The organism is Streptomyces oryzae, assembly GCF_017676365.1.
Lineage (GTDB): Bacteria > Actinomycetota > Actinomycetes > Streptomycetales > Streptomycetaceae > Streptomyces > Streptomyces oryzae.
This window is the reverse complement of record NZ_JADKMA010000068.1, coordinates 1-15432: the sequence shown is the minus strand read 5'-3', so window position 1 is coordinate 15432 and position 15432 is coordinate 1. Positions and strand designations below refer to the sequence as shown.

Here is a 15432-nt window from a genome sequence, read left to right as displayed (position 1 = left end):
CCGCCGTGACCGCGGAGACTTCTCAGACGCTCGACCGAGGGCTGCGTGTCCTCAAATTACTGGCCGACACCGACCACGGCCTGACCGTCACCGAGCTGTCCAACAAGCTCGGCGTCAACCGGACCGTGGTCTACCGGTTGCTGGCCACCCTGGAGCAGCACGCCCTCGTCCGCCGCGACTTGGGCGGCCGGGCCCGGGTCGGGCTCGGCGTACTGCGCCTGGGGCGGCAGGTGCACCCCCTGGTCAGGGAGGCCGCGCTGCCCGCGCTGCGCTCGCTGGCCGAGGATGTGGGCGCCACCGCGCACCTCACCCTCGTCGACGGCACCGAGGCGCTGGCCGTCGCGGTGGTCGAGCCGAGCTGGACCGACTACCACGTCGCCTACCGGACCGGCTTCCGGCACCCCCTCGACCGGGGTGCCGCCGGCCGGGCGATACTCGCCGGGCGCAGGACCGACAGCGAGCGCGGCCCCGGCTTCGTACTCACCCATGGTGAGCTGGAGGCGGGCGCGAGCGGCGCGGCGGCACCGGTGCTGGGCGTGAGCGGTATAGAGGGCAGCGTGGGTGTGGTGATGCTGGCCGAGACGGTGCCGGAGCAGGTCGGCCACCGCGTGGTCCGCGCCGCCGCCGAGGTCGCCGAAGCGCTGCGCTGAGAAGGCCTGCGCTGACCCGGCCGGGCGGGGCCGTACGCAGGACGCCCGTACGAGGTCGCGGTGCGAGGACACCGTACGAGGACGGGGTCTTCGTACGGCTCCGCTGCCCGGTCGGTAGATTGCGGGGGTGTCCGCATCCAGCACCCCCGCCCCACAGGCCGAAGGACAGCGCCGTACCCGCCGCCGTACGCTCGCGCTCTGCGCGCTGCCCGTCGTGCTGCTGCTCGTCGTGGCGCTGTTCGCCCCGCTGCCGTACTCGCTCGCCCAGCCGGGCGAGACCGCCAATGTGCTCGGCCGCAGGGACGGCAAGCCGGTGATCGCCGTGGAGGGCGCCCAGGCGCAGGGCAGGGACAAGGGGCGGCTGATGTCCGTCACCATCGCCGCGACCCAGCCCGAGGCGACCGTGCGGCTGCCCGACGTGGTGCGCTCCTGGTTCCGCGAGGACCGGGCCGTGATGCCCCGCGAGGCCGTCTACCCGGGCGGCGGGGACACCAAGGACGCCGAGAAGCGCATCTCGGAGGAGATGAAGGACTCCCAGCACAAGGCCGTCACCGCCGCGCTGCGCCAGCTGCACCGCTCGCCGAAGGACATCCACGTCAAGCTGCGGCTGGGCGATGTCGGCGGCCCGAGCGCGGGGCTGTTCTTCGCGCTCGGCATCGTCGACAAGCTGGACGGGGACGGCGCGGGCGGCGGGCTGACCGGCGGCCGTACCGTCGCAGGGACCGGCACCATCGACGCGGACGGGAAGGTGGGCGCCGTCGGCGGCGTCCCGCTCAAGACCCAGGCGGCCCGCAGGGACGGGGCGACTTTCTTTCTGCTTCCGAAGTCCCAGTGCGGGGAGGCGAGCGCCGAGCTGCCCTCCGGGCTGCGGCTGGTTCCGGTCGGCTCCCTCCAGGGCGCGCTGGATGCGCTGAAGGGGATCCGCACCCATGGCAAGGTTCCCAGCTGTTGAACTCGGCGTGCTTGGCGCGCAGTTCCCCGCGCCCCTGAGGGGTGGGCCCCTCTCACTCGGTGGCTGCCTGCCTCACCAGCGGAATCACCCGTAGCGGGACCGGGTTCTCCATCACGATGGCCGTGGAGGCGCGGACGATTCCCTCGATGCCGACGACCCGGTCGATCACCCGCTGGAGGTCGGCGTTCGAGCGGGCCACCAGGCGGCAGAGCATGTCGCCGCTGCCGGTGGTCGTGTGCAGCTCCAGCACCTCGGGCACCGTCGCCAGATGCGCCCGTACGTCCGCGCCCTGGCCCTGCTTGATCTCCAGGGTCGCGAACGCGGTGACCGGGTAGCCCAGCGCCGCCGGGTCCACCTCGGGCCCGAAGCCGCGGATGACGCCGCCGGAGGTGAGCCGGTCCAGCCGCGCCTGCGCCGTCCCGCGGGCGACTCCGAGCCGCCTGGAGAGCTCCAGCACCCCGATCCTGGGCTCCTCGGCGAGCAATTCCAGTAGCCGGCCGTCCAGTCGGTCAATGCCCATGGCTTGCCTCTCCGTGAGTGATGGGGCAGCCCGAGCCGGGGCTGCACAGATTGCACATATCGTCCGCCCGATCCTGCCTTCCACTGAACAGATTGCCCAGTGGAACCGCAAACTATTGCGCACCTTGTGGCCCCGAGTGACCCTGCCCATATGACTGCTGCATCTGGAACGGACACTCACGCGGCAACCCCGCAGACCGCACGGCAGGCAGACCCCTTCCCGGTCAAGGGGATGGACGCGGTCGTCTTCGCCGTCGGCAACGCGAAGCAGGCAGCGCACTTCTACTCCACGGCCTTCGGCATGCGCGCCGTGGCCTACGCGGGCCCCGAGAACGGCAGCCGGGAGACGGCCAGTTACGTCCTCGAATCGGGCTCGGCCCGGTTCGTGTTCACCTCCGTCATCCGCCCCACCACCGAATGGGGCCGCTTCCTCGCCGACCATGTCGCCGCACACGGCGACGGCGTCATCGACCTGGCCATCCAGGTCCAGGACGCCCGTGCCGCGTACGCGTACGCCGTCGAGCACGGCGCCCGCGGCATCGAGGAGCCGTACGAGACCAAGGACGAGCACGGCGTCGTCGTCCGGGCGGCCATCGCCACCTACGGCGAGACCCGCCACACCCTGGTGGAGCGCACCGGCTACGACGGCCCCTACCTGCCCGGCTTCGTCGCCATGGACCCGATCGTCCAGCCCCCCGAGCGGCGCTTCTTCCAGGCCGTCGACCACTGCGTCGGCAACGTCGAACTCGGCAGGATGAACGAGTGGGTCGAGTTCTACAACAAGGTCATGGGCTTCACGAACATGAAGGAGTTCGTCGGCGACGACATCGCCACCGAGTACTCCGCGCTGATGTCCAAGGTCGTGGCCGACGGCACGCTCAAGGTGAAGTTCCCGATCAACGAGCCCGCCATCGCCAAGAAGAAGTCCCAGATCGACGAGTACCTGGAGTTCTACGGCAGCGCCGGAGTCCAGCACATCGCGCTCGCCACCAACGACATCGTCTCCACCGTCCGGGGCATGCGCGCCGCCGGCGTCCGGTTCCTGGACACGCCTGACGCGTACTACGACACCCTCGGCGAGTGGGCCGGCGAGACCCGCGTCCCCGTCGAGACGCTGCGCGAGCTGAAGATCCTGGTCGACCGGGACGAGGACGGCTACCTGCTCCAGATCTTCACCAAGCCGGTCCAGGACCGCCCGACCGTCTTCTTCGAGATCATCGAACGGCACGGCTCCATGGGCTTCGGCAAGGGCAACTTCAAGGCCCTGTTCGAAGCCATCGAGCGGGAACAGGAGCGGCGCGGCAACCTCTGACTCCTTCCCCGCGCAGTAGCAGGCTTCCCCGCACGACGTCAGGCTGCCACGCTGAGGGCATGAGCGAGCTCATCGAACGGCTGCGTGCGGGGCTGCCCGAAGAGGGCGTGCTGACCGACCCGGACATCCTCCGCTCGTACGCCAACGACATGGCGAGCTTCTGCCCCGCGGGAACACCCGCAGCGCTGGTCACCCCGCGCACGGTGGAGCAGGTGCAGCACACCATGCGCACGGCGAACGCTCTGCGCGTCCCCGTCGTGCCGCAGGGCGCCCGCACCGGCCTGTCCGGCGCCGCCAACGCCACGGACGGCTGTGTGCTGCTCTCCCTCGCCAGGATGGACCGCATCCTGGAGATCAGCCCCGTCGACCGGATCGCGGTGGTCGAGCCCGGCGTCGTCAACGCCGCCCTCTCCCGCGCGGTGGCCGAGCACGGGCTGAGCTATCCGCCGGACCCCTCCAGCTGGGAGATGTGCACGATCGGCGGCAACATCGGCACCGGCTCCGGCGGGCTGTGCTGTGTGAAGTACGGCGTCACCGCTGAGTATGTGCTGGGCCTGGACGTCGTGCTGGCCGACGGGCGGCTGCTGTCCACCGGCCGCCGTACGGCCAAGGGCGTCGCGGGCTACGACCTCACCCGGCTGATCGTCGGCTCCGAGGGCAGCCTGGGCATCGTCGTACGGGCGACCCTCGCGCTGCGGGCCGAGCCGCCGCAACAGCTCGCGCTGGCCGCAGAGTTCCCCTCGACGGCCGCGGCCTGCGAGGCCGTGTGCCGGATCATGGAGGCGGGCCATACGCCCGCGCTGCTGGAGCTGATGGACCGCACCACGCTGCGCGCCGTCAACGACCTGACGAAGATGGGCCTGCCCGAGACCACCGGGGCGCTGCTCCTCGCGGCCTTCGACACCCCCGACCCCGCGCCGCAGTTGCGCGCCGTGGGCGAGCTGTGCGCGGCGGCGGGCGCGAGCGAGGTGGTGCCCGCCGAGGACGCCGCCGAGTCCGAACTGCTCCTCCAGGGACGGCGGGCCGCGCTGACCGCGCTCGAAGCGGTCAAGGGCACCTCGATGATCGACGACGTGTGCGTACCGCGCAGCCGGCTGGCCGACATGCTGGACGGAACGGCAGAGATCGCCGAGCGGTACGGACTGACCATCGGCGTCTGCGCCCACGCCGGCGACGGCAACACCCACCCCACCGTCTGCTTCGACGCCGCCGACGAGGACGAGTCCCGCCGCGCCCGCGCCTCCTTCGACGAGATCATGGAGCTGGGCCTGAAGCTCGGCGGCACCATCACCGGCGAACACGGCGTCGGCGTACTGAAGAAGGACTGGCTCGCACGCGAACTGGGCGACGTCAGCCTCGAACTCCACCGCGCCATCAAGACCGCCTTCGACCCCAACGGAATCCTCAACCCCGGAAAGCTCTTCTGAGCGCCGGCCCTCCCGCCGGGCCGGCCCTCGGAGCGGGCGGCCGGAGCGCGGGCCGGACGCCTGCGGCCGCCTCGTGGCTCACTTCATCAGGTCCAGGTGCCACTGACCGCTCTCGTCGCTCCAGCACGCGTAACCCGCGTACTCGTGCGTGCCCTCGGTGAGTAGCTTGCCCCAGTAGTGGCAGCCATTGAGACCGTTGACCTTGTAGGTCGCGTCCGGCACGCCGTCCCCCGGCGTGCCCGGACCTCTCCTTGCGCTACGGGTCCTACGCCACGTTCGATGGCGGGCCCGGCACAGAAGTTCACGGCGCAGGGAGAATTCCTACGTCTCCAGGGGCTCCAGCAGCCGGTGCGGCCGCAACAGGGCGCGGCTGACCGGGTCCTGGCGGGCGGCGGGCCCGTCGGCGGCGGGGCCGGGGCGCAGCTCCACCTCCTCGGGAGGCACGGCCGCGCGTCCGCACGCCGCGCATCCGCCGCTGGGTTCCAGCTCCGTGCCGCATCCGGCGTGCAGATACCGGCGGCGCACCGTGGTGCCGCCCGCGAACTCCTGGCCCCACATCAGCAGCGCGAAGAGCGCGTGCCACAGCCGGCGGCCCTTCTCCGTGAGGACGTACTCGTCGCGGGGCGGGGATTCCTCGTAGCGGCGGCGCTCCATGACGCCGGACTCGGTCAGCGTGCGCAGCCGGGCGGAGAGGACGGCGCGGGGGATGTCGAGGTGGGCCAGGAAGTCGCTGTAGCGCCGCACGCCGTAGAAGGCGTCGCGGACGACCAGCATGGTCCAGCGTTCGCCGACGAGTTCCAGGGTGCGGGCCAGGGAGCAGTCCTGCCCCGCGTAGCCCTTCTTCAGCGCCATGCGGGCCAGCCTACCAAGAAGTGAGTTCGTTCAATGAATCATCTGTGCTAGCGTTCGGCGCCTACTCGGTTCAATGAACGAATCAACACTGGGGGAGCCCTCCATGACCACCGCTGCCGGCCCGACCGGTGCGCGCGCCGGTACCGTACTGGCCGCCACAAGCCTGGCCACCTTCGTCGCGCTGATGAACTACACCGCGCCGATGCTCACCCTCCCCGGGATGACCGCCGACTTCGGCACCACGCTCGCCGGGCAGCCCTGGCTGCTCAACGGCACCCCGCTGGGGCTTGCGGCCCTGCTCCTGGTCGCGGGCAGCTTCGCCGACGACCACGGGCGCAAACGGGTCTTCGTCACCGGGCTCGGCGCGCTCGCGGTCACCGTGGTGCTGGGCGTCCTCGCCACCGGAACCCTCACCTTCACGCTGGCCCGGGTGGCGCAGGGAGCCGCCAGCGCGGCCGTCATCGCCAGCAGCCTCGGCCTGCTCGCGCACGCCTATCCGGCGGGCCAGGCGCGGATACGGGCCACCGGCGTCTGGGGCGCGGCGCTCAGCGGCGGCATCGCCGTCGGACCCGTCGTCTCCGCCGGGCTCGGCACCCTCGACTGGCGGCTCTCGTACGTGGTCTACGCCATTGCCGCGCTCGTCCTCACCGCCGTCTCGGCCCGCACCCTCACCGAGTCCCGCAGCCCCCGCGCCGGACGGCCCGACCTGGGCGGCGCGCTGCTGCTCGGGCTGGCGCTGACCGCGCTGCTCGCCGCCCTCACCCTCGGCAGGGAGGGCTGGCTGCGCCCGCAGGTCCTCGGCCTGGTCGCGGGGGCCGTCGCCCTCGTCGCCGCCTTCGCCGCCGTGGAGGCCAGGGTGGCCGCACCGCTGCTGGACCTCGCCCTGCTCCGCCGCCCGGCCTTCCTCGCCGCCACCAGCGGCGCGCTGTTCACCGGACTCGGTGTCATCGGCCTGTTCAGCTACCTGCCCGCGCTGTTCCACCAGACCGTCGGCATGACGGAACTGGGCACCTCCTGGCTCTTCCTGCTCTGGTCCGGCACCGCGCTGCTCGCCGCGCTCCAGGCGCGCCGGCTGCCCGCCAGGTTCGCCGCCCGCCACCAACTCGCCCTCGGCTTCGCCCTCTCCGCCGTCGGCGCACTGACCATGCTGGGGGCACCGGCGGCCGGGTCCTGGGCCCGCACCGTGCCCGGCTTCTTCGTCGCCGGCGTCGGCAGCGGGCTGCTGAACGCCGCGCTGCCCCGGCTCGCCGTCGAGAGCGTCCCCGCCGACCGGGCCGCCATGGGCTCGGGCGCCAACAACACGGCCCGCTATCTCGGTTCGTCGATGGGGCTCTCCCTCACCGTCGTCGTCGCCACCTCCGCGCACGGAACCGACCCCGCGCACGCCCTCGCGCACGGCGCCGACCGGGCGCTGTCGGTGGCGGCCGGGCTCATGCTGGCCGGAGCCCTGGCAGCGCTGCTGTTCCGCGAGCGCCGCAGCTCCGCGCCGGCCAGGGCGCAGACGGCGGCGGGCCCGGTACCGGACCCCACCGCGTGACCCGCGTGCGGGAGCCGGCGCCGCTCAGTGCTCCAGCAGCGCGCTCAACTGCTCGTCCAGACCCAGCGCCTCCAGTTCGCTGCCCGGCGCCACCGCCCGCATGGTGCGCTCCAGCCAGGCCGCCACCACGGAGGAGGGCGCCTCCAGCAGCGCGTCCCCGTTCGGCGAGCTGAGCGCCATGCACAGCACCTCGCGCCCCGCCACGCACGTCGGCCACACCCGGACGTCCCCGTCCCCGCACGGCTGCGCCAGCCCCTCCACGAGCAGTTCGCGGGCGAACGTCCAGTGGACGGGGGTCTCGGAGTGGATGTGGAAGGTCATGTGGACGGCATACGGGTCGTCCGTGCGGTAACTGAGCCGTGCCGGTACGGCGACGCTGTGCCCCGGTGCGAGGACGAGCCTCGTCTCCACTTCGCGTTCGACGACGGTGTGCATACGGTGCGCCCTTTCTCTGATCCCCTGTTCCCCGGTGCGGGCCGCTGCGCGGGACCCGCACCGGGGAAGAGAGCGCTGGGCACGTTTTCTTACACGGGTTCGCGGAGTTTTTCACCGGGCGCTCCGTGGATTTGTTCGCCGGGTGCCGGAGGGAGACGGGAGGCTCCTGGGTCGCTCGATGGCGGCTTACCCGCCGTCTGCTTCCTCGCCGCGCGGTCTTCTTCGTTACTGTCCTCCTTACCGTCCTTCGCACCGTCCTCGTCGGACAGCCGGAGGACAGATGGAGGATCCCGCCGTACAGCGAGCGGCGGGTCGCCAGGCCGCACCGTCGCGGCCTGGTCAAGAGCGTCGTGCGTGAGGGGAGTTGGGGGTTGTGGGACCCTCCGGTACTCATGGTGAGGTACCCCGTGCTGGGTACTATCCGGATCCGTCCATCCCCGGATACATCCGCTACTGGAACGGTTCGTCCTGGGTGCCGGGCACCAGCCGCCCGGAGCCCCGTGAGGGTGAACCCATGCCGGCGCCGCCGCCCGTGGCATCCTCGCCCGCCACGGCTCCAGCGCCTCCGGCCACCGCCGACCAGGAGGGCCCGGCGGGGCCGCCGAGCCCCCGGCGCTCCTCCTCCGACGAGACCGGACCCGTCTTCCTGGACGAGGACGGCGACGGCAACAGCACCGACCTCCCCGCGCGGGGTCTCCAGTCGCAGGTCCCGGGCCCGGAGCGCACCGCCGGCCCGAGCTGGCAGCCGTCCGGGTCACCGCAGGGCGGTTTCGGCCCGCCGGCGGCCGACCCCAGAGGCAACTGGGGCAACGAGGGCCGCGCCTCCGGCCGTACGGAAAGCGAGCCCGCCGCCCCAGCCGGTGCGAGCGCCCCCGAAGCCGGACCCGGACCTGCCGGCGCCGGCGAACTCCCCGGCCAGGGCGGCCGCGAGAAGACGGTCGGGCTGCGCCGCTCCGAAGTCCTCCGCGCCGGCGACCGCCCCGCACACCCGGGCGTCCCCTCTCCCGCGTCTCCTTCGTCTCCGTCGTCCCCCACGCCGGGCAGCGCGTCCGGGCCGCGAGTCCCCGGCCAGGCGACCGGCGCCGACCCGGCCACGGCGGCACCCAGCGCCCCCGAACAGCGCGGGACCGCAGGGCCGGTGCCCCCGCAGGGCCCCGGCCACACGCAGGCCGCACCCCGCGTGCCCGGCCAGGCCACCGGTGGCCCCGGACAGAGCGCGGCGCCCGGCGCCGGCGGTACGGGCAGCGCAGGCAGTACGGACCAGAGCCCGGGCACGGCGCCCGCGTCCGGCGGCGCGGGGCAGAGCCCGCAGGCGGCGGGCGGGTCCGCTGCTGTGGCGTCTGGCCCGCAGGTGTCGCGTCCGGCACGTCCGGCTTCCGGTGGTGGCGCTGAGCCGGGGCAGCAGGGTCGTGAGGATGGCTCTGTGGGGGCGTCCGGCGGCACGGCGCAGAGCCCGCAGGCGGCGGGCGGGTCCGCTGGTGTGGCCTCCGGCCCGCAGGTCTCCCGCCCGGCTTCCGGTGGTGGCGCGGAGCCAGGCCAGCAGGGTCGCTCCACAGCTTCCGCCGGGGCGGCGGGGGCCGGACAGCAGGTGCCCGGCCAGGGGGCGTCCGGAGCAGCCGCCGATCAGCCGGGGCAGGCCGCGATCGGGGCGGCACCGGCCGCGCTGCCGGGGCAGCGCGGTGAGCAGGGGCCACCCGCCGGGCTCGGTGCGGCGCCCGGTCCCGGCCTCGCGCAGGGAGAGCCGGCGCCGCCGGGAGCGCAGCAGGGTGGTGGGTTGCCCGGCGCGGCCGCCCCCTCCTGGTCGCAGCCGCCCGCCGGACTGCCGGCGCAGCCGCAGTCCGGCGGCCCGGACGCCGTCACACCGTGGCGGCCGCCCGCCGACGACCCGTTCGCGCGGGCCGCGCGACAGGAGGCGCGGCCCGGGGGGCTGGGCAGGCGGTTCGGCGCGCGGCTCGTCGACCTCGTCCTCACCCTCGCCGTGGGCGCCGGCGCCGCGTTCCCGTTCGTGGGCAAGGCGGTCGACCACATCAACGCCAAGGTGGAGGCGGTCGAGCAGGCGGGCGTCACCCAGCGGGTGTGGCTGATCGACGGCACGACGGGCAGCTATCTGGCACTGGTCGTTGGCGCCCTGCTGGTTTTCGGGCTGCTCTACGAGGTGCTGCCGACGGCCCGTTGGGGCCGCACGCTCGGCAAGAAGCTGTTCGGGCTCTCGGTGGTGAACATCGAGGGCTACGGGAAGCCCGCCTTCGGCAAGTCCGTACTGCGCTGGCTGGTGCACGGCGTGCTGGGCCTGCTGGTCGTCGGCCTGGTCAACGCCATGTGGTGCCTGTTCGACCGCCCCTGGCGGCAGTGCTGGCACGACAAGGTGGCCGGGACGTTCGTCGCGAAGGGCAGCGCGGGAGACGGCGAACTCCGGCTCTGAAGCCCGGCGCCCGGTAAGGCGCCCGTCCCCCGAACAGCCCGGCCCCGGATGCGGCCGGGCCGCGCGGGCTGTGCACTCGGGCCATGAGCACGGAGCAGCCGGAGAACGATCCGTTCCGGAAGGGGTCCGAGGACCCCACGGCGGGCGGGCAGGCGCCCGGTCAGGAGCCGCCCGGCCGGGAGTCCCCGCCACCGGGCGGACCCGGCATGCCGTACGGCAATCCACCGCCACCTCCCACGGGCGGCGGGCCGGGTGGCGGTTTCGGCGGCGGTGGGAGCCCGTACGACAACCCCTACGGCGGCCCCGAGGGCGCCGCCGACCCGCTGGCCGGAATGGCGCCGCTGGCGTCGCGCGGCAAGCGGCTGCTGGCCCGCATCGTCGACGCGCTGCTGATCGCGATTCCGATCGGCATCATCGCCGGGGTGGTCGAAGGGGGTTACTCGACCGACACGGGAATCAACTACTGGCCGCAGTTCAGCTACACCCTCGTCTACTTCCTCTACGAGGGCCTGATGCTGACGAACTCGGGCCAGACGGTCGGCAAGAAACTGATGCGCATCCGGGTGGCCATGTTGCAGAACGGCGCCGTACCGGCGGGCTCGCCCGGCTGGCTGCGGGCGGCCGTCTACCAGATTCCTCCGCTGGTGCCCTGCGTCGGTTCGCTGTTCTGGCTGGTGAACGTGCTCTTCTGCACCTGGGACAAGCCCTATCAGCAGTGCCTGCACGACAAGGCGGCGCGCACGGTGGTGGTCGCGGCGGACTGACGAACTGCCCCCGCGGACGGATGGACTTCCCCGAAGCCGCGGGCCTGAGCGGGCGCTTCCCCCGGCGCCGTCACCGGGGGAGTACCAGGACCGTTCGCAGGGCTGCTCAGTGCCGTGCTCCGAGGCCCGCGGTCGCCGCGGGCGCGGAGGAGGCGGCAGCAGCAGCCGCCGCGTGCTGGGCCGGCACGGGCTCGGGCCGGTCGACGGCGGAGTGGGCTCCGGGGGCGTCGGCGTCGGCAACTGCCTCGCGCCGCTCCGAAGTTGACCTGATGGGAGGTGCGGTCAGTGCCACCAGCAGGCCAAGCGCGAGGGCCACGAACGCGATCACGGCGATCCAGACGCCGGAACGTGTCTCGGAGAGCAGCAGCATGGCGAGCGTGGAGCACATGACGGTGGCCGAGCCGTAGACGAGTTGGGCGGGGTTCGGACGCGGCATGGCGGATCCGTCCTCGGGGGATGTGGGCACGGTCTGAACGTGTGAACAGGTCGTTGTGCGCTACGCGTTGCCTCGGTACAAACGGGGCGCCATCGAACGACTCTACGGTCCGGCATGCCCTGGCGGAAAGCGCGGCAAGCGTGAGCTGACCCACGCCTTAGTTGCACGGGGGGCGCACTGACGCACAGGGCTTCGGCTGTCCCAACTAGCGGACAGCAGAGGGGTCTTGTGCGAGTCGCGCGGGACTCGTGTCCGGCGCCGGGCGCAACCGTCGCCCACGGGCGGCGCACGCGCCCCGCACCGATGTTCGCACCCGCTATCTGATGGGGAGTTGGAGATTCCGCTTCCGCAACAGGGCGCAGCGACTTTCCTGGCTGCCAGCGGTCCGCCCAATGGCGACGCGGAAAGTGGTAGTCGCTTCAACCGGCGAGGATAAATGGCGCGTATTGGGCGAAAACCGGCGCCAGAACGGGGTGACTACCGAACGTGAAGAAGTTGTGAAGATCCACAAATGGGTCCCTGGGTACAGGTGACCGAGGCGTATGCAACCCAGGTATGAATTTGTTTGCATCGTTGCAGGTCAAAACATGATCATCCGTTACCCCCTGGCAATCGGTGCTCGATCGCGTTTAGATGCACGGTGGGGCTGCCTCATGGCGGCCTCGTATCGACCGACCCGAACGAGTCTCACGGGGGAGATGGTGATCATGTCAGGAGGCGGATTCGTCAGGCTTCCGGACGGCAGCGTGATCGTCGCGCTGACGCTTCCGGTGCCGCGCGAGCCGCACGGCACCGCGCCCGGTGCCGCCGACGCCGCTGTCCCGGGCAGCCGGACCAGAGCGGTGCCCGCCGCCCGCCGCCCCGGGCTGGTGCCGCCCTCGCGGCGCTGGTCGGCGTTCGCGGACGAACCGCACACGGTGCGTGAGGCGACGGTGCGCAGACCCGGCGACGAGCAACGTGTCCGGGTGCTGGTGCACGCCGGCAACCGCGCCCGCGCCCTGACCAGGCTGCGGAACCTCGGGCTGCGGGCGATCTATCTGCGCGGCAACGCCGAGCCGCCCACCCCTGACGAGATCACGGCGGTCCTGCACCACCCCGAGGGCCTGGTCTGGCGCGCCGTCCCCGACGACGACCGCAACTCCTGGCGCCCCATCGCCGCGCTTCTTCGGGTGACGCCGGCGTAGGGCTGCCCCGCATGGGGGCGCCCCGAAGGGGCGCGGGGCTGTGTTCATGTGCGGCTCCGCCGCGTGGGCGCGACCAGCCACAAAGCACCCGCACTCGGCAACGCGCACACGCCTCTACGGCGGGACCCCGCCAAGGGGCATCCCGCAAAAAACCCGCGCCGGAGGCGCTACGCGCTACGCCGAGGCGACCACCGGCTTGCCGCTCAGTTCGACACCCGCCCGGCGAAGCTCATCCAGCGCCCGCTGCACCGACTCCTGCGCGACTCCCGCGGTCAGATCGAGCAGCACCTGAGTCCGGAAGCCCTCCCGCGCGGCATCCAGCGCGGTCTGCCGCACGCAGTGGTCCGTGGCGATCCCCACGACATCCACTTCGCTCACGTCCCGCTCGCGCAACCACTCCGCGAGCGGGACCCCGTTCTCGTCGGTGCCCTCGAAGCCGCTGTACGCGGCGGTGTACGCACCCTTGTCGAAGACGGCCTCGATGGAGCCGGAGGCGACGGCGGGGGTGAAGTTGGGGTGGAACCCCACACCCTCCGTGCCCGCCACGCAGTGCGGCGGCCAGGAGTGCTGGTAGTCGGGCTCGGCGGAGAAGTGGTCGCCGGGATCGACATGGGTGTCCCGCGTCGCGACGACGTGGCGGTATCCGGCGGAAGCGTCACCGACCAGGTCGGTGATGGCGGCGGCGACATCCGCGCCGCCCGCGACGGCGAGGCTGCCGCCTTCGCAGAAGTCGTTCTGCACGTCCACGACGATCAGTGCCCGGTGCATGGTGCACACCTTTCGGCTGGTGGGCCAGGAGCGGCCAGGAACCATTTTTCGGCGGGGTTCCAGGAACCGCCACCCGTCGGCTCCGAGCCTAGACACTCAAGGGGCCCGGCGGCAGTGGCCGGACACCGGTACGCGGCGCCCGCCCCTACCGCGGGTTACCCACAGGCGCCGGGTGCCAGATGCCCGGCGGCTCACACATGCTCGACCGGCAGCACCGGCTCCCCGCGGGAGAGCTGGGCCGCTGACATCGGCAGCCGGGCGAGGGCGGCGCGGTGGCGCTCGCGGGCGGCGTCCAGCGGCTCCCGGCCGACGACGGCGCCCCGGTCGATCAGCTTCACCTGGAGCAGCTGGCCGGCCAGCTCGGGCGGCACCTCGCCGGTGCCCACCACCTCCGCCTCGGCCACCCCCTCCGCGTCGACCGCGCGCGCCGCCCACTTGGCGCCCCCGATGGAGGTCTTGCCGCCCGTCGAGCGCTTGGCCACGGCCCGCAGCGGGGCGCCGGGCGCCTCGGAGTCGGCGCGGGCCACCAGCTTGTAGACCATCGAGCAGGTCGGGTGACCGCTGCCGGTCACCAGCTGGGTGCCGACCCCGTACGCGTCCACCGGGGCCGCGGCCAGCGAGGCGATGGCGTACTCGTCCAGATCGCTGGTGACCACGATCCGGGTCTTGGTCGCGCCCAGCTCGTCCAGCTGCTGGCGCACCCGGTGCGCCACCAGCAGCAGGTCGCCGGAGTCGATGCGGACGGCGCCCAGGTCCGGGCCCGCCACCTCCACCGCCGTACGGACCGCCTCGGCAACGTCGTAGGTGTCCACCAGCAGCGTCGTCCCGCCGCCCAGCGACTCGACCTGCGCGGTGAAGGCGTCCCGCTCGGTGTCGTGCAGCAGGGTGAAGGCGTGGGCGCTGGTGCCCACGGTGGGGATGCCGTAGCGGAACCCGGCGGCCAGGTCGGAGGTGGTGTCGAAGCCGCCCACGTAGGCGGCGCGGGCCGCGGCGACAGCGCCCAGCTCGTGGGTGCGCCGGGCGCCCATCTCGATCAGCGGGCGGCCTGCTGCGGCGACGGCCATCCGGGAGGCGGCGGCCGCCACGGCGGAGTCGTGGTTGAGGATGGAGAGGATCACCGTCTCCAGCAGCACACACTCGGCGAACGTCCCCTCCACCCGCAGGATGGGCGAGCCGGGGAAGTACACCTCGCCCTCCGGGTAGCCGAGGACGTCGCCCGTGAAGCGGTAGTCGGCCAGCCACCGCAGGGTCGGCTCGTCCACCACCCGCGTCTCGCGCAGGAAGTCGAGCAGCTGGTCGTCGAAGCGGAAGTTCTCCACCGCGTCCAGCACCCGTCCGGTGCCCGCGACGACGCCGTAGCGGCGGCCCTCGGGGAGGCGGCGGGTGAAGACCTCGAAGACGGAGCGCCGTTCGGCCGTCCCGGCGCGGAGTGCGGCCTGGAGCATGGTCAGCTCGTACTGGTCGGTGAACAGCGCCGTGGAGGGCACGGCCACCGGCAGTCCCGTCTCCATCCGCCGGGCGTGTTCCTGTCGGGAGTCCTGCGGGGGCTGCCCTGTGGGGGAATCCAGCACTGCTGTCTCACCTCGCGTGTTCGGGTCGCTCCTTGCGAGCGTACCCCGGATCTCGTCAGCTTGACGATATACGGTCGACCGGGGCGCTGTTTGGGCGGCCCCGGGGACCGGGTGGCAGCATGGGACCTGTGAGTGTCGCCACCCCAACGGAGATCGAGCGCCCGGAGACCACCGAGGAACCCGTGGAGGTTCCCGAGCCGGATGTGCCCTGGGTGACCGTCGTGCACAACGACCCGGTCAACCTCATGAGCTATGTGACGTACGTGTTCCAGGCGTACTTCGGCTATTCGAAGGAGAAGGCGAAAAAGCTGATGCTCGACGTCCACCACAAGGGGCGCGCCATCGTCTCCAGCGGTACCCGCGAGGAGATGGAGCGCGACGTGCAGGCCATGCACAGCTACGGTCTGTGGGCAACGCTCACCCAGGACCGCTGATGGCAGGGCACTTCGAGCCGACCGAGGACGGTGGCGCCGCGATCGCGCTGGACGAGGTGGAGATCTCGATCCTGCGCAGCCTCGCGGTGCAGTTGCTGGAGCTGATCGGCCCCGGCAGCGAGCCCGCCGACCAGCCGCGCCCGCCGCAGGACGCGGAGCCGGGCGGGCC

Annotated in this window: 16 protein-coding genes and 1 pseudogene; 10 read left to right on the top strand and 7 right to left on the bottom strand. The window is 72.6% G+C overall.

Translation table 11 applies throughout. The features are described 5' to 3' along the window. The first annotated feature begins 5 nt into the window (after window positions 1-5). Window positions 6-650, top strand: coding sequence for an IclR family transcriptional regulator (locus tag ITI46_RS15425; RefSeq protein WP_209240115.1), 645 nt, complete (start codon window positions 6-8; stop codon window positions 648-650). A gap of 127 nt (window positions 651-777) precedes the next feature. Then, entirely contained in the window at window positions 778-1602 is an 825-nt protein-coding gene (locus ITI46_RS15420; RefSeq protein ID WP_209240114.1) for a S16 family serine protease, read from the top strand. Window positions 1603-1654: 52 nt separating this feature from the next. On the opposite strand, the gene ITI46_RS15415 is transcribed toward ITI46_RS15420, so the two are convergent. After that, a complete protein-coding gene (locus ITI46_RS15415) occupies window positions 1655-2122 on the bottom strand; it encodes an Lrp/AsnC family transcriptional regulator (protein WP_209240113.1) in 468 nt (155 codons plus the stop codon). A gap of 150 nt (window positions 2123-2272) precedes the next feature. On the opposite strand from ITI46_RS15415, the gene hppD reads away from it, so the two are divergent. Together hppD and ITI46_RS15405 are read left to right on the top strand one after the other, a co-directional pair. Next, window positions 2273-3433: a 4-hydroxyphenylpyruvate dioxygenase gene (gene hppD, locus ITI46_RS15410; RefSeq protein ID WP_209240112.1), complete on the top strand. Its 1161-nt coding sequence runs from the start codon at window positions 2273-2275 to the stop codon at window positions 3431-3433. Between the two features lie 59 nt (window positions 3434-3492). Further along, on the top strand, window positions 3493-4860 hold the full coding sequence (locus ITI46_RS15405; RefSeq protein WP_209240111.1) for an FAD-binding oxidoreductase: 1368 nt from the start codon (window positions 3493-3495) through the stop codon (window positions 4858-4860). A gap of 78 nt (window positions 4861-4938) precedes the next feature. Here the strand turns inward: ITI46_RS15405 and ITI46_RS15400 are convergent, their stop codons facing one another. Both ITI46_RS15400 and ITI46_RS15395 read right to left on the bottom strand, forming a co-directional pair. Continuing rightward, window positions 4939-5082 carry a hypothetical protein gene (locus tag ITI46_RS15400; RefSeq protein WP_209240110.1) on the bottom strand — a complete coding sequence of 48 codons (144 nt, stop codon included), beginning with the start codon at window positions 5080-5082 and terminating at the stop codon, window positions 4939-4941. A 99-nt stretch (window positions 5083-5181) separates the two neighbouring features. Beyond that, entirely contained in the window at window positions 5182-5712 is a 531-nt protein-coding gene (locus ITI46_RS15395; RefSeq protein ID WP_209240109.1) for a winged helix-turn-helix transcriptional regulator, read from the bottom strand. 103 nt (window positions 5713-5815) lie between these two features. On the opposite strand from ITI46_RS15395, the gene ITI46_RS15390 reads away from it, so the two are divergent. Beyond that, window positions 5816-7249 carry an MFS transporter gene (locus tag ITI46_RS15390; RefSeq protein WP_209240108.1) on the top strand — a complete coding sequence of 478 codons (1434 nt, stop codon included), beginning with the start codon at window positions 5816-5818 and terminating at the stop codon, window positions 7247-7249. Window positions 7250-7273: 24 nt separating this feature from the next. Here ITI46_RS15390 and ITI46_RS15385 read toward each other — a convergent pair whose 3' ends face one another. Beyond that, window positions 7274-7684, bottom strand: a complete 411-nt coding sequence (locus ITI46_RS15385) for an SsgA family sporulation/cell division regulator (protein ID WP_209240107.1) — start codon at window positions 7682-7684, stop codon at window positions 7274-7276. A 373-nt stretch (window positions 7685-8057) separates the two neighbouring features. Between ITI46_RS15385 and ITI46_RS15380 the strand changes: the two genes are divergently transcribed. Beyond that, complete coding sequence (locus ITI46_RS15380) at window positions 8058-10106, top strand: RDD family protein (RefSeq protein ID WP_209240106.1); 2049 nt, start codon at window positions 8058-8060, stop codon at window positions 10104-10106. An 83-nt stretch (window positions 10107-10189) separates the two neighbouring features. Beyond that, window positions 10190-10870, top strand: coding sequence for an RDD family protein (locus tag ITI46_RS15375; protein ID WP_209240105.1), 681 nt, complete (start codon window positions 10190-10192; stop codon window positions 10868-10870). A gap of 106 nt (window positions 10871-10976) precedes the next feature. Here the strand turns inward: ITI46_RS15375 and ITI46_RS15370 are convergent, their stop codons facing one another. Then, the gene (locus tag ITI46_RS15370) at window positions 10977-11306 is read right to left on the bottom strand and encodes a hypothetical protein (protein WP_209240104.1); all 330 of its coding nucleotides are present in this window, start codon (window positions 11304-11306) and stop codon (window positions 10977-10979) included. 917 nt (window positions 11307-12223) lie between these two features. On the opposite strand from ITI46_RS15370, the gene ITI46_RS15365 reads away from it, so the two are divergent. Further along, window positions 12224-12490: a hypothetical protein gene (locus ITI46_RS15365; RefSeq protein ID WP_307808180.1), complete on the top strand. Its 267-nt coding sequence runs from the start codon at window positions 12224-12226 to the stop codon at window positions 12488-12490. A 174-nt stretch (window positions 12491-12664) separates the two neighbouring features. On the opposite strand, the gene ITI46_RS15360 is transcribed toward ITI46_RS15365, so the two are convergent. Both ITI46_RS15360 and ITI46_RS15355 read right to left on the bottom strand, forming a co-directional pair. Beyond that, window positions 12665-13258, bottom strand: coding sequence for an isochorismatase family protein (locus ITI46_RS15360; protein ID WP_209240102.1), 594 nt, complete (start codon window positions 13256-13258; stop codon window positions 12665-12667). Window positions 13259-13449: 191 nt separating this feature from the next. Further along, window positions 13450-14769 (bottom strand): nicotinate phosphoribosyltransferase, encoded by a 1320-nt coding sequence (locus tag ITI46_RS15355; protein WP_209240101.1) that lies wholly within the window; start codon window positions 14767-14769, stop codon window positions 13450-13452. Between the two features lie 179 nt (window positions 14770-14948). Between ITI46_RS15355 and clpS the strand changes: the two genes are divergently transcribed. Further along, complete coding sequence (gene clpS, locus ITI46_RS15350) at window positions 14949-15263, top strand: ATP-dependent Clp protease adapter ClpS (RefSeq protein ID WP_099881308.1); 315 nt, start codon at window positions 14949-14951, stop codon at window positions 15261-15263. Further along, window positions 15263-15432, top strand: a pseudogene (locus ITI46_RS34820) (DUF2017 domain-containing protein); the annotation flags it as partial. The gene clpS and the pseudogene ITI46_RS34820, both read left to right, overlap by 1 nt.